This is a genomic window from Thermosynechococcus sp. HY596, assembly GCF_030518715.1.
Classification (GTDB): Bacteria; Cyanobacteriota; Cyanobacteriia; order Thermosynechococcales; family Thermosynechococcaceae; genus Thermosynechococcus.
This window is the reverse complement of sequence record NZ_CP130346.1, coordinates 1,972,984-1,998,228: the sequence shown is the minus strand read 5'-3', so window position 1 is coordinate 1,998,228 and position 25,245 is coordinate 1,972,984. Positions and strand designations below refer to the sequence as shown.

Below are 25,245 nucleotides of genomic sequence, written 5' to 3'. Positions count from 1 at the left end.
TTAGTGAATTTGACTCCCTCTCGATTGCCAACCAAGGATAGCAGCCTCTATGATTCGTGAACTGTTCATGCCCGCCCTCAGCTCCACCATGACCGAAGGGAAAATTGTCTCTTGGGTGAAATCTCCCGGGGATAAGGTGGCCAAGGGGGAAACCGTGCTGATTGTGGAATCCGACAAGGCCGATATGGATGTGGAGTCCTTCTACGACGGCTATTTGGCGGTGATTACCGTGCCTGCTGGCGAAGTGGCACCCGTCGGTTCCACCATTGGCCTCGTGGCAGAAACAGAAGCAGAAATTGCGGAAGCAGAGGCAAAGGCCAAGTCCCTTGGGGCGGCGACCAGTTCTACGACGAGTTCTGCAGCAACGGCCTCGACTCCCGCTGCGGCCACAAGTAATGGCTCCGCAACGGCTCCTGTGGCAGTGGCTTCTCCCACCAGTGCTGTTGCTGCAACTACTGGGCGAGTGGTTGCTTCCCCCCGTGCCCGCAAATTGGCCAAGGAACACAAAATTGATTTGCAGACGCTCAAGGGAACGGGTCCCAATGGTCGGATTACCGCCGCTGATGTGGAAGCCTTGATTGGTGCGCCTGCAACTCCCGTTACACCAGTAGCGACACCCCCTGTCCCCACAGCCCCCCCTGCGACTGCCCCGGTCGTCGCCAAAGAGGATCTGGTGCCCCTGACAACGCTACAAAATGCCGTTGTGCGCAATATGGTGGCCAGCCTCGGCATTCCTGATTTCCATGTGGCCTACACGATTACAACGGATGCGTTGGATCGGCTGTACCAGCAAATCAAGTCAAAAGGGGTGACAATGACGGCGCTGCTTGCCAAGGCGATCGCCCTGACGCTGCAAAAACACCCGATCATGAATGCCTATTACACGGAGCAAGGGATTCAATACCGCCGCGACATTAACATTGCTGTGGCTGTGGCGATGCCGGGAGGGGGGCTGATTACACCGGTGTTGAAGAACGCCGACCAAGTTGACATCTACAGCCTCTCGCGCACTTGGAAAGAATTAGTGGAGCGGGCGCGCGCCAAGCAACTGCAACCTGAGGAGTACAGCACGGGTACCTTTAGTCTCTCCAATTTAGGAATGTTCGGGGTTGACTTCTTCGACGCCATTCTCACCCCCGGTCAAGGAGCCATTATGGCGGTGGGGGCGTCGCGTCCGACGGTGGTTGCCACCGAGGATGGCCTGCTGGGGGTGAAACGGCAGATGAAGGTGAATATCACCTGTGATCACCGTGTGATCTATGGTGCCGATGCTGCCGCTTTCCTTCAGGATTTGGCGAAACTGATTGAAACCAATCCCCAAGCCTTGACGCTCTAAGACGCTCTAAACTGTGACTGCCCTGCTGGAAATCAGGGATCTCCATTTTGGCTATGGAGCAACCCCCTCACTACTCCAAGGGATTGATCTCACGGTGCAGGGGAGGGATCGCCTAGGCATCATGGGGGACAATGGTTCTGGCAAAACCACACTTCTGCTGCTCTGTGCTGCTGTTCTTGCGCCACAGCGGGGAACGATCACCTGCTTGGGACAGTCGGTGGTGGCTGGACAGTTTCAACCGGCGGTGGGGGTCGTGCTGCAACATCCAGCGGATCAGTTAATCGGGGCTACCGTGGCCGAGGATGTCGCCTTTGGCCCAGAAAACTTGGGCTGTTCCCCTCCAGAGGTTCAGCAGCGAGTTCACCAAGCCTTGGCCAAGACAGGAACCAGTCACTTGGCCGATCGCATGCCCCATCAACTGTCGGGAGGCGAACAACGCATGGTGGCGATCGCGGGCATTTTAGCCATGCAGCCCCAGTTGATTCTCTATGATGAACCCACGGCCTTTTTGGATCAGCGAAGTTGTGGCACGTTGATCGAGTTTTTGCAGGCGGATACCACCCCCGGTCTCATCGTCAGTCATGACCCTGCATTTTTACGCAGAGTCTGTACTCAGATTTTTCTCCTAGAGTCAGGACATCTCCGTCCACTGGCGTTGTAACCTATGCTGCATCGTCGCGTTTGGCTGTTGTTCGTGCTCTTCTGTTGGAGTTTGTGTTGGACGATTTGGCCAGTACAGGCACAAAACTCAACGCTGATTCGCGGCGTCTGGCTGACAACCAATGATTTACCGATCCTGCGCGATCGCCCTCGGTTGGAGGCAACCCTCAATGATTTACAGCGGTTGAACTTCAACACTCTCTATCCCGTTGTCTGGAACTCTGGGTATGTCAGTTTCCCCAGTGCTACGGCTAGGAATCTGGGCATCCAGCCCTTTGTGCTGCGAGGGATTCAGGACTACGACCTTCTTTGGGAACTCACCCAGCAGGCGCACTGCCGTAATCTGTTGATCATTCCTTGGTTTGAATTTGGCTTCATGGTGCCAGAAACCTCAGAACTCGCCCTTGCCCATCCAGACTGGCTCACCCAAGGGGTCAATGGTCAAACCACTCGCTTAACGGCGGCTGGTGAAGTAGCTTGGATGAATCCCTTTCATCCTGAGGTGCAGGCTTTCTTGACCAACATTGTCCTAGAGGTGCTGCGGCAGTATCCCGTGGATGGGGTGCAGTTTGATGACCACCTCAGCCTGCCCGTGGAGTTTGGCTACGATGACTACACCCGTGCCCTCTATCAGCAGGAAACCCAAAAGCCCGTTCCCGACAATCCCCGTGATCCAGACTGGATGCGCTGGCGTGCCGACAAACTCACCGCCTTTGTGCAAACGTTGCGGCAGCGGGTCAAGCAAGAATTTCCCAATGCCATTTTTTCCGTCTCACCGACCACATTGCCCACCGCCTACCAGACATTTCTCCAAGATTGGCCGCAGTGGGTCGCCCTCGGCCTCCTCGATGAAGTGATTGTGCAAGTCTATCGCTACAATCTCCCCAGCTTTGTGCAGCAGTTAACTCAGCCAGAGATGCTCCACGCCCAAGCGAAAATTCCCACTGCCGTTGGTGTCCTCACGGGGCTACGCACCAACCCTGTGCCCATTGAACTGGTGGATGCCAAGGTAGAAGCCGCGCTGCGATCAGGGTTAGGGGTGTCCTTTTTCTCCTTTGAAACGTTATGGGGGCGTGGTCCCGAACCGCGCGATCGCCGCCAAAATACGATCCTCTTTCATTTTCGCCAGCCCCTGCCAAGGCGGTTGTTTGCTCAAGCCTGTCCAACTCCCTAGAGCTTACTGCCGCACTCTGGACAAAAGCGATGGGTCGAAATTGTCTTTGCCCCACAGTTGGCGCAGTAGATTAATTCGGCAGCCTTTTCCAGCACCTTGCGTTCCGGCAGCCCTAGCATTTGGGAGTTGGCTTTGCCGGGAGCCACCATCGGATAGCAATTTTCCTCACGAGTGACATGGGCATCTAGGAGCACGGGGCCATCGTAAGCTAAGACCTCTTGGACAATGGCATCCAAATCGTGGCGATCGCTCACCCGCAACCCCTTAACCCCGTAGGCCTCCGCCAATTTCACAAAATCGGGCATCCCCTTGGCCATATTGGAATGGGAATAACGCTTCTCGTAAAAGGCCTGTTGCCACTGGCGCACCATTCCCTGCCAAAAATTGTTAATAATCACCGTCTTGACAGCAATACCGTACTGCGCCAATGTGGCCAACTCTTGGGAATTCATTTGAAAACTGGCATCGCCACTAATACAGATCACCTGTTGATCGGGTAGTGCCACCTTCACCCCCATTGCTGCAGGCATGCCAAAGCCCATCGTGCCCAAGCCAGCACTGGAGATCCAACGCCGCGGGCCATTTTTCAGGAATTGCGCTGCCCACATCTGGTGCTGACCCACATCAGTCGTGTAGTAGGCATCAGGCGCATGGCGGCCAAAGGCAACAATCACCTCTTGGGGCGAGAGTTCACCACTGGGTTGCGGCACGACAAGGGGATAGTCCTCTTTCCAGACCTTGATGCGCTCGAGCCACACCTGGGTGGCGGGTTCAACGGCTTCACCACTGTCTTCAATGTGCTTGAGAAGTTGCTGGAGCACGGGTTTAACGCTGCCAACAATCGGCACATCCGGCACGCGGTTTTTGCCCACCTCAGCAGGATCAATGTCAATGTGAATCACCTTAGCGCGGGAGGCAAATTCATCCAGTTTACCGGTGACGCGATCGTCAAACCGCGCCCCCACGGCAATCAATAGATCACACTCACTGACGGCAAAGTTGGCATAGGCGGTGCCATGCATCCCCAACATACCCACGGAGAGGGGATGGGACTCAGGAAACGCCCCCTTGCCCATCAGGGTTGTTGTCACCGGAATCTGGAATAACTCAGCTAACTTGAGCACTTCCTCGTGAGCACCTGCTGTAATTGCACCGCCGCCCACATAGAGCAAGGGTCGCTTGGCCTCACGAATCAGTTGAACCGCTTGGGCAATTTGGCGCACATTGCCGCGAATCGTGGGACGATAGCCCCTTAGCTTGACTTGCCCCGGCTCGATCGGTTCATACTCACAGACCTCTAGCCCCACATCCTTGGGAATATCCACGAGCACCGGCCCTGGCCGACCGGTGGTGGCAATGTAGATTGCCTCAGCAACAATCCGTGCCATGTCCTTGGCTGCCCGCACGACGTAGGAGTGCTTGACAATGGGCAGCGTAATGCCAAAGATATCCGTTTCCTGAAAGGCATCGGTGCCAATGGCGGAGCGAGACACCTGACCGGTGATCACCAGCAGGGGAATCGAATCCATGTGGGCTGTGGCAATGCCTGTCACTAAGTTGGTTGCTCCTGGCCCTGAAGTGGCAAAACAGACGCCCACTTGACCTGTAGCACGAGCGTAGCCGTCAGCGGCATGGGCTGCCCCCTGTTCGTGGCGTACTAGAATATGCTGAATCTTTCCCTGCGACTCAGCACGGTAAAGCTCATCATAAATTGGTAAGATTGCGCCACCAGGATAGCCAAAAATATGCTTAACGCCGTGACGGCATAGGGTATCAATAAGAATGTATGCTCCAGTTGCTTGCACAGGCCAACCTCGTCAGGCAGTGGTGGTAGATGTTTCTAAATTCTAATTTTTCAATTAGGGTCTCGGCAAGAGCACAAAGGCTTGAAAGCATTGAATTCTTGGCCTTAAACTCCTCAATGCTTAACATATCTTTGCAATTAGTGCCTGCCTTTGCTGAAAAAACAAAAAACGATATTTAGTTAGGCAAAATGCGCATTAAGGTTTGACCATACTCAATTGGTTCAGCATTTTGCACCAGAATTTCGACCACTTGGCCATTGACTTCGGCTTCAATTTCATTCATCAGCTTCATGGCTTCAATGATGCAAACCACTTGGCCTTTTTTCACTGTGTCCCCCACTTCGACAAAGGGGGGTTCATCGGGAGCGGGGGCACGATAAAAGGTTCCTACCATTGGCGCCACAATATCCACGGTTTTACGGTTGGCGGCGGGTGGCGTCGGTTCCGGATCGGCAGTGACGGCTGGCGGGGGCACAGGGGTGGGCGTGACGGTTGATGCAGGAGCTGGAGCCACAACCACAGGGGCGCTGCCACTGAGCTGCTCACGCTTGCGGAGTTGAAGTTCCAGTTCGCCACTCTTAAGGTTGAGTTCGGTGACGCTGGTTTGGTCGAACATTAGTAGCAGTTCGCGTACTTGGTTGAGGTCAAGCTCCACACCCATTACTCCTATTCGCGGCCAAGATATGTATCTGAGCGAGTATCAATGCGAATCCGCTCGCCGACAGAGATAAATAACGGTACCATGACTTGGGCACCGGTTTCGACAATGGCGGGTTTCGAGCCACCGGTGGCGGTATCCCCTTTAACCCCCGGATCGGTTTGCACCACTTCTAAAACAACGGAGTTGGGTAGCTCCACCTCAAGGACTTGCTCACCCCATTTGACAATATTGACTTCCATTCCTTCTTTGAGATACTTGGCGCGATCGCCCATTTGTGCGGGCGTGAGGCGAGCCTCCTCATAGCTTTCCATGTCCATAAAGACATAGTCTTCGCCATCTTTGTAGGTATGCTGCATGGTGCGTTTTTCAAGGGTGGCTTGGGGAACGGTCTCGCCGGCGCGGAAGGTGCGCTCAATCACGTTGCCCGTTTGTACATTCTTTAGCTTTGTTCGCACAAAGGCTGAGCCTTTACCGGGTTTGACGTGCAAAAATTCGACGACTCGCCAGACGGCACCATCCAGCTCAATACTTACACCGGGGCGAAAATCATTACTGGAAATCATGTCCTACCGTGCAGTTCACCAAGCTATTATTGTATCCTTGAGCGTTGCCCTTCCTAAACATTGTTCAGCAGATTTCCCTAGAGTCAGATCCATTGCCATCCCTTGCAATTCCCAAAGGGCGATCGCCCCTGCAAATGCTAGACTAAGGAAATGTGAACGATACGCCAAGGACAGTAACAATGGCTGCAACCCTTGAACTAAGTCAAGAAAACGTCGAAAAAGTCCTTGATGAACTGCGCCCCTATTTGATGGCCGACGGCGGTAATGTCGAACTTGTGGAAATTGAAGGACCTGTGGTACGGCTGCGCTTACAGGGTGCCTGTGGCTCTTGTCCTAGTTCGACGATGACGCTGCGCATGGGGATTGAGCGCAAGTTGAAAGAAGCCATTCCGGAAATTGCAGAAGTGCAGCAGGTTCTCTAAATAGTTGGCCGCCGGGGAGAAGTGAGGTAGTGGCGATCGCGATCCAGTTAACGCCAGATCAAATTGATCGTCTTGATGTATCTCCCCTGCAACAAGTCCTTGCTCCCCTGATTGCAGAGCAGCGGCTTCTAGATCATCACCAAGCACTGCGTTTTGTCATTGACTACCCGCGGCCAGCTGATGAGCCTGATCTAGAGCTTTCGGAATTGCCAGCTGTGCGCCTTTGGTTCATTCGTGCTGATGTCTGCTACCCATGGTTGCCCTATTTACTGGATTGGTCAGCAGGTGAGTTGGTGCGCTATGGGGCAATGCTGGTGCCCCACGAATTTCATCCGCAGCAGGGTATTATCTTCAACCCCCAAGCCCTTGATATTTTTGTGATGGCCAAGGTCTTTACCCTTTGGCAATGGCTTCAGGGACAGGGCTATCCTGCTGCTGAAAAAATTAAAGGCATGGCGGCAATGTTTGGCTATGAGCTAGATACGGCTCTTTTTGACCTCCTTGAGTTTTGAAGGCTCCCTAGCGCTATGGCGGTCATCGCACTGGGGATTGATTTTGGTACCTCGGGGGCGCGGGCGATCGCCATCGATCCTGAAGGCAAGATTCTCGCCACTGCCCGTCGTCTGTTGCACCAGCCCGATCGCCCCCAAGAATGGGCGGCAACCCTGCGGGCGTTGATTTTAGATATTCCAAGCGCTATCCGTCAGCAAATTCAGCGGATTGCTATTGATGCCACCTCTAGCACCGTTTTCCTCTGTGATGCTCAGGGGCAGCCCTGCTCACCCGTTCTCCTCTATAACGACGATCGCGCCCAGAATCACGTTCAAACCCTGCGGCAGATTTTAACCACGGATCACCTTGTCCTGAGTGCCACCAGTAGTCTCGTTAAGCTGTTGTGGCTCCAGACCCACTACCCCACGGTCAACGCTGTTTTGGTACACCAAGCGGATTGGCTGGCCTTTTTGCTCCATGGTCAACTGGGCATTTCCGACTGGCACAATGCCCTGAAGTTGGGCTATGACCCGGCACAGGAAGCTTACCCCGACTGGTTCAGCCACCCCACGCTTGCGTCCTTGCAGCCCCTGCTCCCTAAGGTCATTCCCCCCGGTACAGTTCTGGGAAAGGTCACAGCCACCGATTTAGGCTTGTCTTTAGAGTGTGAGGTGTGTGCCGGTACCACCGATAGCATTGCCGCCTTTTTAGCGAGTGGTGCCTCGCAGGTGGGTGAGGCGGTGACATCTTTGGGGTCAACCCTTGTGCTCAAGCTCTTGAGTGCCTCTAGGGTAGAGGATTTGGCAGCAGGTATCTACAGTCATCGCTTGGGCGATCGCAGCTCGCGCGCCGTAGGCGATCGCTGGCTGGTGGGGGGTGCCTCCAACTGTGGCGCCGCAATTTTAGCCCAGTTTTTTACCCCAGAGGAACTAGAGCGCCTCAGCGCCCAAATCGATGTCAATCAACCCACGGGGTTGGATTACTATCCTCTGCTCAAGCGGGGTGAGCGCTTTCCCATCAACGATCCGCATCTTGAACCGCGCCTAGAACCCCGACCCGACGACCCTCGCCTCTTTTTGCAGGGACTTCTCGAAAGTCTCAGCCGCATTGAAGCCCAAGGCTATCAACAATTACAACGTCTGGGTGCCTCGCCCTTGAAACGGGTCTGGACGGCGGGGGGCGGTGCCCGTAATCCCGCATGGTTAGCCCTCCGCCAGCAATACCTAGGGGTTCCCGTGACCGTTTCACCTCAAACAGAGGCCGCCTATGGCGCCGCCCGTCTGGCTCAAGCAGGCCTGAATTTTAACTAGGGTAGAGTTGGGCTTGAATTTCTGACTTCAGCCGATTGAGAATATGGCGCTGATCCAACTGACTGAGGATTTGTTGCACTACGGTTTTCGGCCCAGCCGTTCCCCAGCCTGCGCCGTTGGCAAAGTAGGTTTTGGCTACTTGTCCCATCGTATAGGAGGCAAAGCCAGCAATCCCCGCTTGGGTCATGGCGACTGAGAGGTAAGGGCCAAGGGCAATGCCGCCACTCATGGGCGTAGCTAATCCCAACAGTCCCTTGAGGGAACTGAGTCCCAAATTGACGGCAAATTCCCCTAAGCTAATGCTGCCCATGGCAAGGGCAATGGTTTGCAGCAGTTCCTTGGCGCCTGCTTCTGTGAGTTCAATGCTGTAGAGGCGCGAGAGCAGTTGAATTGTGGTCAAGTCAATGACGGCACTGCTGACCATATCGAGCACGGTAACAGGGTTGAGGGCGATCGCCAGCGCCTTGGCGACAGCTCCTTTCCAAATCAGTTGGTTGGCCTCCTGATCCCGCAGTTCCAGCTTGTAGCGGGCTAATTCTTCACTGACTTTATTGGCAAAAAGCATTGAGTTCAGGGCAATCAGGGCCTTCCCTTCGCGATTGAGCACCTCCAAGATCTTTTGCTTCAGGGGTTCCACTTGGGGAGCACCGACGGTCATTTTCACCTGTACTCGGCCTTGGCGATCGCGGTTCACTTGGGGGACAAGGGGCGCTGCTGCTACCATGACAATCTCTTCGGGGGAGAGGAGTTCTTTGACGCGCTCATCGCGGAGTTTGGCATAGATTGCTTCCCGGTCAGCCTCTGGATACTGATCCACTTTGTTAAAAACCAGAATCATTGGCTTGCCTACCTGCCGCAATTCACTGAGGGCTTGATATTCAAGACGGGTCAAGTCGCCAGCAATAACAAAGAGAATCAAATCCGCTTGAGCTGCTACCTCTCGTGCTAGTTGCTCCCGTGCGGCGCCATTGACTTCGTCTAACCCCGGTGTATCAATGAGGCGGATGGGATTACCCCGCTGGGCTTCCGAAATTTGCCACAGGGCACTGGCTTCTTCTTGAGTGACGCCATGAATCGGCCCAGTCGCAAAGTAGGGTTCCCCTAGCAGCGCATTTAGTAGAGAGGACTTTCCCCGCCCCACCATACCAAAGACGGCAATTTGCACGACACCATAGTGGAGCTTGTCGAGCATTGCTTCGAGGTCAGCGATCGCGCGGGCGAGGGAGGCTTTTTCGCTGCCAGTGGCTTTGCACTCGAACAGTAATTTTTCAAGGGCACTCTTGGCCGCTTCGTAGCTACGGGCGCTTTGGTAGTCCTCAAGGTCATCAATCGTGCCTTGAAGTTCCTTTAGGAGGGAATTCGCTGGCGATCGCTCTATCACAGATGCAACACTGACGTTACAAAGATTTGCTTTTTATTCTAAGGGCAAGAACGGGACTGGTGCGATTTGAACGCACGGCCTAGCGCTTAGGAGGCGCTCGCTCTATCCGACTGAGCTACAGCCCCAAAGAGATACCTTCTATCCTAGCGAGTTTTGATCGCCCCTAAGCTGCTGTTGCCACTGTTGCCCTCAGGGCGTCAATTTCCTGAAACAAGCGCTCTAGGGGAGCATTGGGTTCTAAAAACGAGAAGAGATGCTTGTAGCGCAGCTTGCCTTCCTGATCAATGAGAAACTGCGCCGGTAGCGGTGCCCCCAAGGCTTGACCCGTGCGGTATTTGCGAAAGACTTGGCAACTGGGGTCATAGAGCAGGGGCATCTTTAGAGCCATATCCGCCTTGACCTTTTCACTTTGCTGGGCATCGGTACTAGTGACCACAAGAACGGCCACTCCCTTGCCTTGAAATGCTTCATAGTTTGCATTCAAGGCCTTGAGATAGGGGTAGCACAGCGGACAGTACTGATGCTCCGTAAAGATACGGGTAAACACCAGTAGGAGCGGCTGCTCTTTCCACACCGTTGAAAGGCGCACGGGCACGGTTAGTCCTACGCCGGGTAGTTCCACATCAGGCACTAGTTCACCCCGCTGCAGTTGATTTTGGGGCGGTAGTGGCCACGCATTCTGCCAAAACCGCTCATTAAAGAGGCCACTGAAGTTGGTGGAGGTAAAAAACGGTAATTGAACAGCCATGGCTCCCTCGCTGGTGGCTCAACACTTTCCTAGCGATCGACGGATCCCATAATCACATCGATACTGCCAAGGATAGCAACAATATCCGCCACTTTCATCCCCTTCAGCAACTGGGGCAGCACTTGCAGATTATTGAAATCCGGTGGCCGAATCTTCCAGCGCCAAGGGAAGACATTATCATCCCCAATCAGGTAAATCCCTAGCTCCCCTTTCCCCGATTCAACCCGCACATAGTGTTCGCCTTTGGGAATTTTGAAGGTGGGAGCCAGCTTCTTGCCAATGTACTGATAGTCAAAGCCATTCCATTCCGACTTGGCACCCTCCAACATCCGCTTGGCTTCGAGGTTTTCATAAGGACCACCGGGCAAACCATCCAAGGCTTGGCGAATGATCTTCACCGACTCGCGCATTTCTTGAATACGGACAATGTAGCGGGCAAGGCAATCACCTTCGGTGGCCACGGGTACATCCCAGTCAAAGTCGTCATAGCACTCGTAGTGATCCACCTTGCGCAGATCCCACTTCACCCCAGAGGCACGGAGCATCGGCCCCGATAGCCCCCAGTTGATGGCATCCTCACGGCTAATTTTGCCCACCCCCTGTAAGCGGCGCACAAAGATGGGGTTGTTGGTGATCAGGCGCTCGTACTCATCCACTTTGGGCAGGAAGTAATCGCAAAAGTCGCGGCACTTGGTTACCCAGCCATAGGTGAGGTCGGCGGCCACTCCCCCCATGCGGAAGTAGTTGTTGTTGATGAAGCGCATGCCTGTGGCGGCTTCAAAGAGATCGTAGATGTATTCCCGCTCACGGAAGATGTAGAAAAAGGGCGTCTGGGCACCGACATCCGCCAAGAAGGGGCCTAACCACAGCAGGTGATTGGCAATGCGGTTCAACTCTAGCATGATCACGCGGATATAGCTGGCGCGTTTGGGCACAGGAATACCAGCCAACTTTTCGGGAGCGTTGACGGTGACCGCTTCGTTAAACATCCCGGCGGCGTAGTCCCAACGACTCACGTAGGGGATGAACATAATGTTGGTGCGGTTTTCAGCAATTTTCTCCATGCCGCGATGGAGGTAGCCAATCACCGGCTCGCAGTCAATGACATCTTCGCCATCAAGGGTCACCATTAACCGCAAAACCCCGTGCATTGAGGGATGGTGCGGCCCCATGTTGATGACCATGGGTTCTGTGCGAGTCTCTATCGTGGGCATAGATGGCAGTTCCGCTAGAGGGTTGGACGCTTACTGTTGATATGCTACACAGGTTTTCCGCGCTTGCCAATTCAAATTTGCTTATGGCTTAGATAACCATACCATCGGGAATCGCGGCATTTTTGATAATCACCACCACCCCGCTGCGGATATAAAATCCTTGATCCTCACGGTTGGATTCTTCAACATGGTCTTTGTTGATGATTTTGACATCGCGGCCAATGCAGGCATTTTTATCGACAATTGCCCCGCGAATGACACTGTTGGCACCAATGCCGATGGGAATTTTATGTTGCAACAGGAGCTGGCTGCGCTGCGCCGAGTCTTGGTAGTAGTCGGCGCCCATCAGCAGGGAATGATCAATGACACAACCGGATTCTACGCGCGATCGCACCCCCAAGACGGAATGGTGGACTTGACATTCCTTGAGGATACAGCCCTCACTAATAATGGACTCGGTGATGGTGCAACTGAGAATCTTGCTGGGGGGCAAGTAGCGGGGACGGGTGTAGATAGGGGCGTTTTCGTCGTAGAAGCTAAAGGGCGGTTGGGGTTGTTGGGTAAGCGCAAGGTTGGCTTCGTAGAAGGAGCCGATTGTGCCAATATCTTCCCAGTAGCCATTAAAGACGTAGGTTTGGACAAGATGAGAACGGGCCGCGGCGGGAATGATTTCCTTGCCAAAGTCCGTGGCATCGGCCATCTGTTGCAGCAGATCAATCAGCACTTGCCGCTTAAAGACATAAATCCCCATTGAGGCAATGTAGGGTTTGCGATGGGCTTCCTCGGCACTAAGGCCATAGCGGGTTGTGTCCACGCGCATATCCCGTAGGGCATCACCGCTGGGTTTTTCGCGGAATTCAATGACTCGCCCTGTGCCATCTACCTTAATCAAGCCAAAGCCAGAGGCGGCTTTTTCATCGACGGGCAAGACGGAGAGGGTAATATCGGCGCCCGTTTCGCGATGGCGCTGCACAAACAGGCGATAGTCCATGCGGTAGAGGTGATCTCCTGAAAGAATCAGGTATTCATCCACGTCCCAATCGGCCAACAGCCACAGGTATTGACGCACCGCATCAGCAGTGCCTTGAAACCAGTTGGGATTTTCTGGGGTTTGTTGGGCTGCTAGGACTTCGACAAAGCCGCCCGTCAAGCCGGGGAAGGTATAGGTACGAGCAATATGACGGTTGAGGGAGGCCGAGTTGAATTGGGTAAGGACGTAAATGTTATTAATTTCGGAGTTGATGCAATTGCTCACAGGAATATCAATGAGGCGATATTTTCCAGCAAGGGGAACCGCAGGCTTGGCTCGACGCTTGGTCAAGGGATAGAGACGTGTGCCGGCACCGCCCCCAAGGATAATCGCCAAGACTCGTTTCATTGCAAACTCCATCTGAACGGCCACATCAACAGTGTACGCTGTGGCGGCACTTCTCTTTGCGAAGGGGACGCTTTTTGGTAAAGAAGCCGCACAATGGCATGATAATGATACTTGGTCGTTGATCCCAAGCGGAGAGTAGCAGCATGGGATTTGTGGATATTGCGATCGCTGATTTGGCAGCGGACTACGGCGTCTCGGTCGAAACCGTCTGTGGGTTGTGCGATCGCTTGGGTATTCGCTATACCAGTCCGCAAACGCGCCTGCCCCTTGAAGATGCCAAAGCAATCATTTTGGCTTTGACGGACTCTGCTACACCGACCGATCAACGGGACACGTCACCGCACTCGTAAGACCTGCTTATTGGGAGAACTATGTTAAAAAAATGCATTTGGCTTGCGGTCGCCCTTTGCCTCTGCCTCTGGCAACTGACCCTAGGTACAGCACTGGCCGCTGAACTGACCCCTGACGTCCTGACCGTTCCCCTCAACAGTGAAGGAAAAACCATTACCCTGACGGAAAAGCAATACTTTGAGGGTAAGCGTCTCTTCCAGTATGCTTGCGCCTCCTGCCATGTGGGGGGGATCACCAAAACCAACCCCAATTTGGATTTGCGCACTGAAACCCTAGCTTTGGCCACACCGCCACGGGATAACATCGAAGGCTTGGTGGACTATATGAAAAACCCCACCACCTACGATGGCGAGCAGGAAATTGCTGAGGTGCACCCCAGTTTGCGCAGTGCCGACATTTTCCCGAAAATGCGCAATCTGACGGAGAAAGATTTGGTGGCGATTGCCGGTCACATCCTCGTCGAACCCAAGATTCTTGGGGATAAATGGGGAGGCGGTAAAATTTACTACTAGTCACAACTCAAGAAGGATCTTCCCAACTCATGCACCAACCTCACTCTCGGCTTCGGCCTGTTGTCTGGCTCTGCAGTGGCCTACTGTTCTTGCTGCTGGGCTGGGCGATCGCCCCGGCAACGGCGCTGGCGGCCTCTGGGGTCGATAACTATGTGATCCAATACCTGAAGGTCACAGATACGGTGGAACTGCCCCTCAATGACCGCGGTGAGACCAAAACCTTCACAGCAGCGGATCTGACCCGTGGCAAGCGGCTCTTTGAGGAAAACTGCAAAAACTGTCATGTCGGTGGCAGCACGTTACCCAATCCTTTGGTGTCCCTCTCTCTGAAGGATCTCAAGGGGGCAACGCCGCCACGGGATACGATCGCCAGCCTCGTTGCTTTCCAGCGATCGCCGATGTCCTACGATGGCAGCGAAGAGAGTTATTCCTGCCGCCGCGTGAGTGAGGACTGGTTGACCACGAAACAGCTGGAGACCTTAGCTGCCTTTATTTTGCGAGCGGCAGCCGTAGCCCCCGGTTGGGGCGTAGAAAGCTTTCCGGACAGTGCCCCCTAGGTTGGGAACTTTGCTACACTGACCTTTGGTGAACCTTGCACCCCTTGATTTTTGGGGCTTTATCCATACCCTGACGCATTCCATGAAAGGAGAACTCCGTTGAAAAAGCTATTCATTTGTGTTTGCGCGATCGCGATCGCGCTGTTTGTCAACCTCACCCCTGCGGCCTTTGCGGCAGATTTAGCCAATGGTGCCAAAGTCTTTAGCGGCAACTGTGCAGCCTGTCACATGGGGGGTGGCAATGTGGTGATGGCCAACAAAACCCTGAAAAAAGAAGCCCTTGAGCAATTTGGTATGTACTCCGAGGATGCCATTATCTACCAAGTGCAGCACGGCAAAAATGCCATGCCCGCTTTTGCTGGTCGTCTCACCGATGAACAAATTCAGGATGTAGCCGCCTACGTGCTCGATCAAGCTGCCAAGGGTTGGGCAGGCTAAAATTGCCACCGTCTGAAAATAAGGATTGATGAAGGGTGTAGGCGTAGGTGCTACATCCTTTTTTTATTCTGTGACTGCCCTCCAAGTCCTGCAAAGATAGATGTTGTGTTCTGCATCCCCTAGGGAATCCTCTCTAGAACCAGTGCAATTCATATAATGATGAAAGACTTGCTCCTACAAAAAGGCGGTACACTTGGGCTATGCCTGCTGCCCCATTGCCAGCAAATGAACCGGAACGGCAACGTGCCCTTGAGCAGTATCGAGTCTTAGATACGCCTCCGGAACCGATCTTTGATGAAATTACCCACTTAGCGGCGGCAATTTGCGAAGCGCCCATTGCCCTCATTAGTCTTGTTGATCGTCAACGGCAGTGGTTTAAAGCCAAAGTAGGCATTGATGCCTGTGAAACCCCTAGGGATGTTGCCTTTTGTGCTCACGTTATCCTGCAACCAGAACTCGTCATTGTACCGGATGCTCGGCTGGATCCCCGCTTTGCCGATAATCCCGTTGTTACAGGGCCGCCCTATATCCGCTTCTATGCGGGGATGCCCTTGATGACGCCCGATGGCTATGGCATTGGTACCCTCTGTGTGGTGGACTATAAGCCGCGTGAGCTAAACCCCGTTCAACAGCAAACCCTGCGCACCCTTGCTCGCCAAGTCATTAGTGAACTGGAAATCCGCCATCACTTAGAGGTCACCCAGCAACAACTGGCCTACATTCAGCAGATGAGCAGCCTCCAAGAGGCGGTCTTCAATAGTAGTAATCACGCCATCATTGCCACCCGTACCGATGGCATTATCACGCTGCTGAATCGAGCCGCTGAGGAATGGCTAGGATATCCTGCTTCAGAACTGGTGGGTAAAGCGACTCCAGAACGTTTCCTTGATTCTCAAGAGGTGGAGCGCTATGCCCAGATCCTCAGTGCACAATTGGGAGAACCCATTCCTGCGGGGTTTGAGACTCTCGTGGCTCGGGCGCGGCGGGGCTTGGCCGATGAGCAGGAGTGGACATTTGTACGGCGGGATGGCTCTCGCTTTCCTGTGTCCCTGTCAGTCACCCCGATTCATGATAGCCAAGAGCAACTGATTGGCTTTTTGGAGTTAGCCATTGATATTACCGACAAGAAAAAAATTGAGGCGGAGCTGCGACTGCGGGAGCGAGCCATTATTGCTAGCACCAATGGCATTGTGATTACCGACTACCGCCAACCCGATAATCCAATTATCTATGTGAACCCCGCCTTTGAGCGGATGACAGGATACCGAGCAACGGAGGTGATTGGCAAAAATTGCCGCTTTTTGCAGGGGCGCGATCGCCATCAACCGGGGGCTGAAGCCATTCGTAATGCCATTAAAAAAGGCCAATCCTGCCGGGTGGTGCTGCGCAACTACCGCAAAAACGGCCAACCCTTCTGGAATGAACTTGCCATCTCCCCGATTTATAACGAATTTGGTGAAATTACCCACTACATTGGCATTCAAAGTGATGTCACCGAACGGCAGCGGGCACAACTGTTTTTACAGCAGCAGGTGAAGCGCACGCTCCTGCTCAATCGCATTACCGAGGAAATTCGCCAGCAAATTGAACGGGAGCACATTTGTCGCACGGCAGTTCAGCAGGTGGGGACAACCCTCAATGTCAGTCGTTGTCTCTTGTTTGTCTATCAAGAGCATGCGCCGATGGCACTGGTGGCTGAGTACTGTGCACCGGGGGTGTCTTCCGTCAAGGAATGCCCTCTCGATTTGAGCCAGATGCGGGGAGCGTTTTTGGAATCGGTTTTTGCCTCCGATGAGGTGTTTAGCTGCGAGGATGTGGCAACAGACAGTCGTCTAACCTCACTTCATGAGTACTGCGAAGTCCTGAATGTGAAATCTGCGGTGATTGTGCGCACGGCCTATCGCAATCAAGCGAATGGTTTGCTCATTTTGCACCAGTGCGATCGCCAGCGGCGGTGGACGGAGGCGATTAAAAGTTTACTCAAGAGTGTGGCGGCGCAAGTGGGAATTGGCCTTGCCCAAGTGCAACTTTTGGAACAGGAAACCCGCCAACGTCAGCAACTGCAACAGCAAATGCAGCGGGCGTTGCTTCTGAATCAAATTACCGAACAGATTCGCCAGAGCCTCGATACGGAAACGGTGTTTGAAACAACCGTCACCCAAATTGGTCAGGCCTTTGGGGTCAGTCGCTGTTTAATTCATCGCTACGAGCCGGGGCCACCGCCGCGTATTCCCGATGTGGCTGAATACCTGCAACCGGGCTACCCCTCAATGCGGGGGGTCAGTGTGCCCGTGGAAAACAACCCCCACGCCTTGGAGGTGCTCAGGAGTGATGCCGCCGTTGTTTCCCACGATGTGACTCAAGAGCCCCTACTTGGCAGTGCCATTGAGCTGTGTCATCAATTTCAAATCCAGTCAATGCTGGCTATTCGCACCTCCTATAAAGGCGTACCCAATGGCATTATTGGCCTGCATCAGTGCGATCGCCAGCGGCAGTGGACGACTGATGAGATTGAACTTCTGGAAGCAGTGGCCGCGCAAGTGGGGATTGCGATCGCCCAAGCAGAACTGCTGCGCCATGAACAGCAGCAGCGACAGCTGTTAGCTCAGCAAAACCACGAACTGGAACAGGCGCGGCTGCAAGCGGAACTGGCCAACCGGGCCAAGAGTGAGTTTTTGGCCACCATGAGCCATGAGATCCGCACCCCGATGAATGCGGTTTTGGGCTTTACCAATTTGCTGTTGGATACGCCCCTCAATGAGCAGCAGCGGGACTTTTTGCAAACTCTGCACCAGGCCGGCGAGGCACTCCTGACAATTATTAACGATATTCTTGACTTCTCGAAAATTGAATCGGGCAAACTGGTGCTAGAGCAGCAGTTCTTTGATGTGCGCGAGTGTGTGGAGGATGTCCTAAGCCTATTGGCCAGCAAAGCCGAGGAGAAGGAGTTAGAGTTACTTTACACCTGTACCCCCAAAACCCCTGCCCAAGTTAAAGGGGACGTGACCCGGCTACGGCAGATCCTCGTTAACCTAGTGGGCAATGGCATTAAGTTTACCCACGAAGGCCAAGTCGTCGTCCATGTGAGCGCGGTCAAGCACGAGGGCAAGGATTTTCTCCAATTTCAAGTTCAGGATACGGGCATTGGCATTCCCAGCGATCGCTTGGATCGACTCTTCAAGCCCTTCAGTCAAGTGGATGCCTCCACGACGCGCGAGTATGGCGGCACAGGCCTAGGGCTAGTCATTAGCAAACGCCTCTGTGAGCTAATGGGCGGCGATATGTCCGTTGAGAGTACTGAAGGTCAAGGTACAACCTTTACCTTTACGATCCTCGCTGAGGGGCAAAAACCCTATGTACCGCCAACGCTTCATCCGGCTTTGGAGGGCAAGCGTGTCCTCGTTGTTGATGACAATGCCGCTAGCCGTGAGAATCTCTGCACATTACTGCAAAACTGGGGGATGGTGCCTATCGGGTATGGCAATCCCCAACTGGTGCTAGAGGCCGCTCCCCAGTGGGATTTGGCAGTAATTGATTTGAATATGCCCGAGATGACTGGGCTTCAGTTAGCAGAGCGGTTGCAATCAGAGCCCCACTTCAATCAACAGCCGATTATTCTGCTCACACCCCTGAGTTGGCTGGAAACCGCTAGTCGCAAGGAGTTGATCACAGCCCACGTCCCCAAACCCATTCGCCCTCTCACCCTACGGCAAACCCTAATTAAGACCCTTAGCAGTGAATCTACAACTCAGCCTGCCCTGACAAAAACAGGCATTGATCCCAACTTGGGCAGTCGCTTTCCGCTGCGTATCCTCCTTGCTGAGGATAATGCTGTTAACCAAAAGGTGGCACTGCATATTCTCAAGCGGATGGGCTACCGTGCCGATGTGGCGGCCAATGGCCTCGAGGTGCTTGAAGCACTGCAACAGCGCCCCTACGATGTTGTGCTGATGGATGTGCAAATGCCAAAGATGGATGGCCTCGAGACCACCGAACGCATCTGTGCCCAATGGCCCCCCAGCCAGCGTCCTTGGATTATTGCCATGACGGCAAATGCCCTAGCTGGCGATCGCGAACGCTGCTTTGCGGCGGGGATGGATGACTACATCAGTAAACCGATTAAAATTGAAGCCCTTGCCGCCGCCCTCAACCGCTGTCGCTGCCTCAGTCCCAAGACGACCTATCCGCAACTGTGTGAGCAGATCAGTTTTGAGGGTGATCAGAATACAGCAGAGTCTATGACCTAGAGATACTTAGCCAAGAGCAGATGCAGTTTCTCCTTGGTGGCTGCGGGTACCTTGTCAAGGGGAGTGAGAATGGCATTCTTTAAGGCACGGTGGGCTTTAGAGGCTGGTGGATTGGCATGGAGGCGTTTGACGGTTTCACAGATAATCGCTTGGGCATTTTTGACATTGCGCTGCAAGTTGCCAATAATCATCTCCACTGTGACTGAGTCATGCTCGGGGTGCCAGCAGTCGTAATCGGTAACGAGCGCCAGCGTTGCATAGGCAATCTCCGCTTCACGAGCCAGTTTGGCCTCCGGTAGATTCGTCATGCCAATTACGGTGCCGCCCCACGAGCGGTACAGGTTGGACTCTGCCAGCGTTGAGAAAGCAGGGCCTTCCATACACACATAGGTACCTTGGCGGTGGAGGGTGACATCGGGCAGGTTGAGATCAGCGATCGCATCCGCGAGAACACCAGCAAGAGCAGGACACACCGGATCGGCAAAGCCAATGTGCGCCACAATGCCATCCCCAAAGAATGTGGAAATGCGGTTGCGGGTACGGTCAATAAACTGATCGGGCACCACCATATCAAGGGGTTTCACCTGTTCCTGTAGGGAACCCACCGCAGACGCAGAAAGCAGGTACTCGACCCCAAGGGATTTGAAGCCATAGATGTTGGCACGAAAGGGAATCTCCGTCGGCAGTAGATGGTGATCGCGGCCATGGCGTGCCAAAAAGACGACTGGAACCCCAGCAATCTTGCCGCAAATAAAGGCATCGGAAGGATCACCAAAGGGCGTAGTCAGACGTACCTCTTCGACATCGGTGAGAGCCTCCATCTTGTAGAGACCACTACCGCCAATAATGCCAATTTTTGCAGTCATGGAGATTCCTAAAACACCAATCGGCAATAGCTTAGCATTAGTTGACCGGCTTTAGATGCTACCGAGGGGGTTGAACTGGTAGTTGGAGCCTTTAGGGCCATTGGGTCCCGGTGCTGCTTGCACCAGAGGAACTCGATCAAAGGTACCACTGGCGGTTTGCCCCTGAATTTGTACCCCTTGGCGGAGCAGTTGTTGGGTGCTGGCGCGATCGCCCCCTTTGGCCATGGCTTGAGCCAGCGCCTGCGTAGCATCGTAGGCGGTTGTGGTGCGCCAACTAATTTGCCCCCGCCACGCTTGGGCTGCCTGCTGCGCAAAGGGATCACTGGGGTTAGTACTCCAAGGCACTGCTAGAATCATGCCATTGATGGCGCTATCCCCCTTGATCAGTAAATCAGGGCTGTAGAGTTGATCACTACCAAACAACTGCACGGGGGTAGTTTGGGTTTGATTGGCAATAGCAAGGGCAACGGCATCATTCACCCGGGCGCGACTCATGGCCAAAATGACCACATTGGCTCCCGCTTGCTGTGCTGTGGTCATTGCTGTATTGGCATTAAAGCCGGAGGCGGCCACATCCATCTGTTGCACCACTTGAGCACCAAACCGAGGCAGAGCAGCGACTAATTTAGTTTTCAGTTCATCACTGTAGGGACTATCGCTGTTGTAGAGAACAGCCACTTTGGCATTAGGGACTTTTTTCGCAGCGGCTTGGGCGAGGGTATTGGCGGCATTGTCAAGGTAGGTATTGAGAAGTTGTTGCCCCTTTTCATTCAGGGATAGCGTCTGTACCTGTACTGTGCCGCTGCCTTGGGGGGTGACATTCGTGGTCAGGGGAGAAAGGGCAGCAATCCCTGCTTGCTCATAAACCTGTAGAGCGGCACGACTATTGGCGTCGGTGCCATGACCCAGTACCCCTTGGATTGAACTGTTGATCAAATCTTCGGCCAAACTGGTCACACCATTGGGGCTGTTTTCATTGACAATGGCGACTTCAAGGGCACGACTGGGGCCACTGGCATTAAAGCGCTCTTGGTACTGAGCGACCCCCCGCAGAATTTCCTTGGCAGTATCGGGGCTAGTACCAATGGGAACAACGGTGGCCATCGTCATCGGGTTGCCGGCTTGGCGAGCACGGGCATTGTTAAGATAAATGCGCGCCTCTGGATCATTGGGATCGAGGGTGACGAGTTCTTGATACTTGGCGATCGCCTGTGCCCAATCTCCCTGATCAAAGGCAAGGGCGGCTTCTTGCTTCAGGGCTGCTCGCTGCGGATTGGGTTCACTGATCAGGATGCGCTCCCCTTGGCTAATATAGGCTGTGTTGCGGGCAGTGGTTTTGCTCACCAAGTGGTTGCCGCTGGTTGTCCCTCCTATCGGCAGTGGCGTAGTGCCGTTGCGGTTAGCAATAAAGATTCGATAGCCAAGGAAACCAATACCACCCGCGAGTAATAGAACCACCCCAAGGGCAGCAGCAACTAGCGGTAGTTTCGATTTTCCCGCCCCGGCACCGCCATTACCACTGGCAGGATTCATGGCCTCACGGGGTAGTCCACAGATGTTACAGTCGGGGCCAAAGTTTTCATAGGGGGGGTGGGGACCACTGGCATTGGGGTAGGATTTACCGTTTTTAGGTACGCCATCGCACTTCCAAGAACCGGGAGATGGTGCCATGATGCCCCCCTTTCAAGTGAATTTGGATCAGTGTACTGTCCTAAGCACGGGCAAGAACAGGATTTTCGTCTTCGGCGTCTTCGGTGTCGGCCTCTTCTTCAAGGACAATCGTCATGAAGCGGAGGATGTTTTCATTGAGGCGCATGGCGCGTTCTAGGGGGGCGATCGCCGTCCCAGCAGCGGTATAGGTCATCAGAATGTAGTAGCCCTCCCGCAGTTTCTTGATCGGGTAGGCAAACCGACGCTTACCGCGATTTTGCACCTTAAGCTTTGTCGCACCCTGTTCTTCTAAAAAAGTGCGAAATTGGCTAATGGTTTGTTCCAGTTGTTCTTCGCCCACATCAGGACGAATAATATAGAGCGTTTCGTAGTTCCGTGTAATCATTGAGGTCAACTCCCTTTGGACAAATGGCCTTTTGACGGATGCAAAAAGCAAGGCTTTATAATTCTAGCACTGCAGTTTGCCATTCTTGGCAAGGAAAAGAGGGGACTAAGTTCACTATGGTGGAACGGTTTGTGCGGGTACAGACCACGGGGGGACAGATTCATTACGGCACACTGCAACTCAACCGCGAAGTGATGATTTGGGATGCGGCACCGTGGCTCCATGGCCAACCCACGAACCAAGTCCTCAGTCCCGATAGCTATCAACTGCTGGCTCCCTGCTCCCCCTCAAAAATTGTTGCTGTCGGACGCAACTATGTGAAGCACGCTGCCGAAATGGGCGATAGTGTGCCCCCTGAGCCATTGATTTTTCTAAAGCCGCCGACAACGGTTCAAGCCCCCGGCTGTCCCATTTGGTATCCGCCCCAAGTAAAGCGGGTGGACTATGAGGGGGAATTGGCGGTGGTCATTGGTCGTCGTACCCGTGCCTGCCCTGAAAATGAAGCTCTTGAGCATATTTGGGGTTACACGATCGCCAACGATGTCACGGCTCGGGATCTGCAGCAGCGGGAGCAACAATGGACACGGGCTAAGGGGTTTGACACCTTTTGCCCCCTAGGGCCTTGGATTGTGCGAGAGGTTCCTAGCGATGCGCGGTTGCAAACCTTTATTAATGAGGCCGCGCAACCCGTCCAATCAGCAACGATTGATCAAATGGTTTTCTCACCCGCCAAGTTGGTGAGTTTCATTAGCTATGTGATGACACTGCTGCCGGGGGATGTGGTATTGACGGGGACACCCGCAGGAATTGGTGCATTACAGGTGGGCGATCGCGTGCGCGTCGAAATTGAAGGCATTGGCAGCCTCCTGTCGGTAGTCACAACACCGGAGACCCCTTGGACACCCCCCTTAGGTCGCGTCTATTAGGAATATCCCTCTTTAATGACTTTAGGCGGATGAAAAGACACATTGTCGGCTCCATTGATGCACCAGTGGACAGATAAAGGCATTCATCTGACGGCTGAGTTGGGCAAAGCCAAACTGTAACGATGGAACGGGAAAAACCTCTAATCAGGGGAAGGATATTAAGTTTTTCAATGCCTTATTCTTGGTAAATTTGACACAATGCTAGCATTGTAGTAGCGATTTAGAAACCTTTTCAAAGAGATAGAAACTAATTATCAGTAACCAACATTTTAGAAAAGGACTTTAGAAGCAATTATTTTTTGATTTTTTGTAGTTAATTATTATTTCAATTTCAGTCACTTTGGGGCTGTTTTCAATTAGCTATTCACTATTGAGGAATTATTAGGGAGGCAGGGCAATGTTAAATATCCACTTTAAGTCAGCGCTGACGCTGTTGCTAGGCATGGGTCTTGTTGTTGTTCCCCAAGGACTCGCCAACCCCGTCAATTTTCGCTTAGAGGTTAACTGGCCAGCGATCGCTGGCTGGCAAAACTGTAGTCAGCCCAAGGAAGGATGGTTCAAAGTTCAAGGCCCCGCCTACCTGAAGCAGGTCACCGATAAAACGCCTTACCTTGCCCTCAACTATGTAGTTCGTCACCCAGTGCGCATGGCACGCTATACCGCTACTGGTTAATTGCTGAACCACAGCCCAGATATTAAAACGATCTCTAGTACCGTGTACCAAGGGGGACGAGAAGTGAGGAACTATCAAGAGGGTGTACCAATGCATCGTGTCAATATCTGGCACTTAACCTCAAGGGAAATGTACTATTTCCAAGTTTTGATTGATTCTCCTTGCGTGCGCCAAGCAGGCGGTGGGCAAGCAGCCCAACGGGTCGTTACCTCCTTTACAGTGGAACCTGATTCTACGGTGACTCGGCCAGCGGCACCAACCCCCACCTATAGTCACCCACCCCAGATGACACCAAGAATTGTCTTCTCCAACAACAATCCCCATGCCGTTGCCAGCTGTCCTCCTGAAGCACGGATTCTAGTACTCGATCGCCCCTATCACTTTAGTAAAATTACTACCTATCACTGGAACGGTGGTCGGGGTGCCCCTGCTGGACAAGTGATGCTCTGAAATGTGGAAACGCGGCAAGTGGTGGGCACATGGACTGCACGGCTGGAAGATCGCTACTATTGGGTCGTGCAACCCGAAATTGTGGTAGCGCCGGGGCGGTATGCAGTGTTGACCTCCAGCCCGCAAACGTGGTCTTATAATGCGACTTCCAAAAATGCTGGCATGACTTGGATTGAAGGGTACCCAATGCCTCGCTAGTGTCAAAGTTGGAGAAATTGTTGGCAGGGGGGCGATCGCGAGTCGCAGGGCGGGGCTTTAGACCCAATTCTTTGGTAAGCTAAAGAATGCTTTCTAAAACCGTGCTAACACCTCCTATGGCTGCATCCGTATCCTTTGACCTCGACGCCCTCAACCAACGCTTTGAGGGAGCACATCCCCGCGAAATTCTAGCGTGGGCAGTGGCTGAAATTCCCCAAGGGCTGGTGCAGACCAGTGCCTTTAATGTCGATGACATGATGATTACGGATTTGCTCTACCGTGATCTACGCCCCAATCCGCCGGTGCCTGTTCTCTTTTTGGATACGCTGCATCACTTTCCAGAAACCCTTGAATTTGTGCAGCAGGCCAAGGAAAAATATGGTCTGGATTTGCGCACCTATAAAACCCCCGATGTGGACAGTCGTGAGGCCTTTGCTGCTCGCTATGGCGACAAGCTTTGGGAAACCAATGTTGAGCAGTTTCACCATCTTACTAAAATTGAACCACTGCAACGGGGCTTAGCAGAACTGAATACGGTGGCTTGGATTACGGGACGGCGTCGCGATCAAGCGGTCACCCGTGCCAATATGCCCTACGTGGAACTGGACAAGCAGGGTCGTCTGAAAATTAATCCCCTCGCTGCTTGGACACGCAAACAAACATGGACCTACGTGATGGAGCACGGAGTAATTTACAATCCCCTCCACGATCGCGGCTATGCCAGCATTGGCGATGAACCCCTCACTACCCCTGTAGCCGAAGGGGAAGACGAACGGGCGGGTCGCTGGCGTGGCATGGGCAAAACCGAGTGCGGCATCCACATCTAA

Annotated in this window: 26 protein-coding genes and 1 tRNA gene; 16 read left to right on the top strand and 11 right to left on the bottom strand. The window is 53.5% G+C overall.

All coding sequences use genetic code 11. The features are described 5' to 3' along the window. Window positions 1–49: 49 nt before the first annotated feature. Genes QYC28_RS09830 through QYC28_RS09820 form a run of 3 tightly spaced genes read left to right on the top strand, consistent with a single transcriptional unit; the run spans window position 50 to window position 3,170 of the window. Window positions 50–1,336 (top strand): dihydrolipoamide acetyltransferase family protein, encoded by a 1,287-nt coding sequence (locus QYC28_RS09830; RefSeq protein WP_302679407.1) that lies wholly within the window; start codon window positions 50–52, stop codon window positions 1,334–1,336. Between the two features lie 13 nt (window positions 1,337–1,349). After that, complete coding sequence (locus tag QYC28_RS09825) at window positions 1,350–1,997, top strand: energy-coupling factor ABC transporter ATP-binding protein (RefSeq protein ID WP_302679406.1); 648 nt, start codon at window positions 1,350–1,352, stop codon at window positions 1,995–1,997. 3 nt (window positions 1,998–2,000) lie between these two features. Beyond that, complete coding sequence (locus tag QYC28_RS09820) at window positions 2,001–3,170, top strand: glycoside hydrolase family 10 protein (RefSeq protein WP_149820386.1); 1,170 nt, start codon at window positions 2,001–2,003, stop codon at window positions 3,168–3,170. Here the strand turns inward: QYC28_RS09820 and ilvB are convergent. The 3 genes from ilvB to efp form a co-directional block, all read right to left on the bottom strand. Beyond that, entirely contained in the window at window positions 3,167–4,975 is a 1,809-nt protein-coding gene (gene ilvB, locus QYC28_RS09815; protein WP_302679405.1) for a biosynthetic-type acetolactate synthase large subunit, read from the bottom strand. The two genes, QYC28_RS09820 and ilvB, sit on opposite strands and share 4 nt — an antisense overlap. A gap of 175 nt (window positions 4,976–5,150) precedes the next feature. Then, window positions 5,151–5,630, bottom strand: coding sequence for an acetyl-CoA carboxylase biotin carboxyl carrier protein (accB, locus tag QYC28_RS09810; protein WP_190278340.1), 480 nt, complete (start codon window positions 5,628–5,630; stop codon window positions 5,151–5,153). 11 nt (window positions 5,631–5,641) lie between these two features. Beyond that, the gene (efp, locus tag QYC28_RS09805) at window positions 5,642–6,199 is read right to left on the bottom strand and encodes an elongation factor P (protein ID WP_149820380.1); all 558 of its coding nucleotides are present in this window, start codon (window positions 6,197–6,199) and stop codon (window positions 5,642–5,644) included. Window positions 6,200–6,378: 179 nt separating this feature from the next. Between efp and QYC28_RS09800 the strand changes: the two genes are divergently transcribed. From QYC28_RS09800 to QYC28_RS09790, 3 genes are read left to right on the top strand one after another with little or no spacing between them, the layout of a single operon-like run. Continuing rightward, entirely contained in the window at window positions 6,379–6,621 is a 243-nt protein-coding gene (locus QYC28_RS09800) for a NifU family protein (RefSeq protein WP_181495240.1), read from the top strand. Window positions 6,622–6,650: 29 nt separating this feature from the next. Continuing rightward, window positions 6,651–7,133 (top strand): CRR6 family NdhI maturation factor, encoded by a 483-nt coding sequence (locus QYC28_RS09795; RefSeq protein ID WP_286625530.1) that lies wholly within the window; start codon window positions 6,651–6,653, stop codon window positions 7,131–7,133. Window positions 7,134–7,148: 15 nt separating this feature from the next. Continuing rightward, entirely contained in the window at window positions 7,149–8,423 is a 1,275-nt protein-coding gene (locus tag QYC28_RS09790; protein WP_302679404.1) for an FGGY-family carbohydrate kinase, read from the top strand. On the opposite strand, the gene QYC28_RS09785 is transcribed toward QYC28_RS09790, so the two are convergent. The 5 genes from QYC28_RS09785 to QYC28_RS09765 all read right to left on the bottom strand — a co-directional run bounded on the left by QYC28_RS09785 (window position 8,416) and on the right by QYC28_RS09765 (window position 13,144). After that, window positions 8,416–9,804, bottom strand: coding sequence for a GTP-binding protein (locus QYC28_RS09785; protein ID WP_149820372.1), 1,389 nt, complete (start codon window positions 9,802–9,804; stop codon window positions 8,416–8,418). The genes QYC28_RS09790 and QYC28_RS09785 overlap by 8 nt on opposite strands. A 51-nt stretch (window positions 9,805–9,855) precedes the next feature. After that, a tRNA-Arg gene (locus QYC28_RS09780) sits at window positions 9,856–9,929 on the bottom strand. A 38-nt stretch (window positions 9,930–9,967) separates the two neighbouring features. Beyond that, the gene (locus tag QYC28_RS09775) at window positions 9,968–10,552 is read right to left on the bottom strand and encodes a peroxiredoxin family protein (protein ID WP_149820370.1); all 585 of its coding nucleotides are present in this window, start codon (window positions 10,550–10,552) and stop codon (window positions 9,968–9,970) included. Between the two features lie 29 nt (window positions 10,553–10,581). Then, window positions 10,582–11,766 (bottom strand): NAD(P)H-quinone oxidoreductase subunit H, encoded by a 1,185-nt coding sequence (locus QYC28_RS09770; RefSeq protein ID WP_149820368.1) that lies wholly within the window; start codon window positions 11,764–11,766, stop codon window positions 10,582–10,584. Between the two features lie 88 nt (window positions 11,767–11,854). Then, window positions 11,855–13,144 carry a glucose-1-phosphate adenylyltransferase gene (locus tag QYC28_RS09765; protein ID WP_190278059.1) on the bottom strand — a complete coding sequence of 430 codons (1,290 nt, stop codon included), beginning with the start codon at window positions 13,142–13,144 and terminating at the stop codon, window positions 11,855–11,857. Window positions 13,145–13,287: 143 nt separating this feature from the next. Between QYC28_RS09765 and QYC28_RS09760 the strand changes: the two genes are divergently transcribed. From QYC28_RS09760 to QYC28_RS09740, 5 genes are all read left to right on the top strand, one after another. Further along, on the top strand, window positions 13,288–13,494 hold the full coding sequence (locus QYC28_RS09760) for a translation initiation factor IF-2 (RefSeq protein ID WP_206201021.1): 207 nt from the start codon (window positions 13,288–13,290) through the stop codon (window positions 13,492–13,494). Window positions 13,495–13,515: 21 nt separating this feature from the next. Next, a complete protein-coding gene (gene psbV, locus QYC28_RS09755; protein ID WP_149820364.1) occupies window positions 13,516–14,007 on the top strand; it encodes a photosystem II cytochrome c-550 in 492 nt (163 codons plus the stop codon). A 29-nt stretch (window positions 14,008–14,036) separates the two neighbouring features. Continuing rightward, a complete protein-coding gene (psbV2, locus tag QYC28_RS09750; RefSeq protein ID WP_302679403.1) occupies window positions 14,037–14,564 on the top strand; it encodes a photosystem II cytochrome PsbV2 in 528 nt (175 codons plus the stop codon). Between the two features lie 99 nt (window positions 14,565–14,663). Next, on the top strand, window positions 14,664–15,002 hold the full coding sequence (gene petJ, locus QYC28_RS09745; RefSeq protein WP_149820357.1) for a cytochrome c6 PetJ: 339 nt from the start codon (window positions 14,664–14,666) through the stop codon (window positions 15,000–15,002). A gap of 200 nt (window positions 15,003–15,202) precedes the next feature. Continuing rightward, window positions 15,203–19,249, top strand: coding sequence for a GAF domain-containing protein (locus tag QYC28_RS09740; RefSeq protein ID WP_302679402.1), 4,047 nt, complete (start codon window positions 15,203–15,205; stop codon window positions 19,247–19,249). Here QYC28_RS09740 and QYC28_RS09735 read toward each other — a convergent pair. Genes QYC28_RS09735 through rpsF form a run of 3 tightly spaced genes read right to left on the bottom strand, consistent with a single transcriptional unit; the run spans window position 19,246 to window position 22,171 of the window. Then, window positions 19,246–20,115, bottom strand: coding sequence for an S-methyl-5'-thioadenosine phosphorylase (locus QYC28_RS09735; protein WP_149820352.1), 870 nt, complete (start codon window positions 20,113–20,115; stop codon window positions 19,246–19,248). The genes QYC28_RS09740 and QYC28_RS09735 overlap by 4 nt on opposite strands. A gap of 51 nt (window positions 20,116–20,166) precedes the next feature. Next, on the bottom strand, window positions 20,167–21,786 hold the full coding sequence (locus QYC28_RS09730; protein WP_302679401.1) for an ABC transporter substrate-binding protein: 1,620 nt from the start codon (window positions 21,784–21,786) through the stop codon (window positions 20,167–20,169). Between the two features lie 40 nt (window positions 21,787–21,826). Continuing rightward, window positions 21,827–22,171 carry a 30S ribosomal protein S6 gene (gene rpsF, locus QYC28_RS09725; RefSeq protein WP_149820349.1) on the bottom strand — a complete coding sequence of 115 codons (345 nt, stop codon included), beginning with the start codon at window positions 22,169–22,171 and terminating at the stop codon, window positions 21,827–21,829. 116 nt (window positions 22,172–22,287) lie between these two features. On the opposite strand from rpsF, the gene QYC28_RS09720 reads away from it, so the two are divergent. From QYC28_RS09720 to cysH, 5 genes are all read left to right on the top strand, one after another. Beyond that, entirely contained in the window at window positions 22,288–23,097 is an 810-nt protein-coding gene (locus QYC28_RS09720) for a fumarylacetoacetate hydrolase family protein (protein ID WP_149820347.1), read from the top strand. Between the two features lie 397 nt (window positions 23,098–23,494). Beyond that, the gene (locus QYC28_RS09715; protein ID WP_286625519.1) at window positions 23,495–23,770 is read left to right on the top strand and encodes a hypothetical protein; all 276 of its coding nucleotides are present in this window, start codon (window positions 23,495–23,497) and stop codon (window positions 23,768–23,770) included. A gap of 90 nt (window positions 23,771–23,860) precedes the next feature. After that, a complete protein-coding gene (locus tag QYC28_RS09710) occupies window positions 23,861–24,220 on the top strand; it encodes a hypothetical protein (RefSeq protein WP_149820343.1) in 360 nt (119 codons plus the stop codon). A 3-nt stretch (window positions 24,221–24,223) separates the two neighbouring features. Continuing rightward, window positions 24,224–24,418, top strand: coding sequence for a hypothetical protein (locus QYC28_RS09705; protein WP_286668653.1), 195 nt, complete (start codon window positions 24,224–24,226; stop codon window positions 24,416–24,418). Between the two features lie 116 nt (window positions 24,419–24,534). Further along, window positions 24,535–25,245 (top strand): phosphoadenosine phosphosulfate reductase, encoded by a 711-nt coding sequence (gene cysH / locus QYC28_RS09700; protein ID WP_226971940.1) that lies wholly within the window; start codon window positions 24,535–24,537, stop codon window positions 25,243–25,245.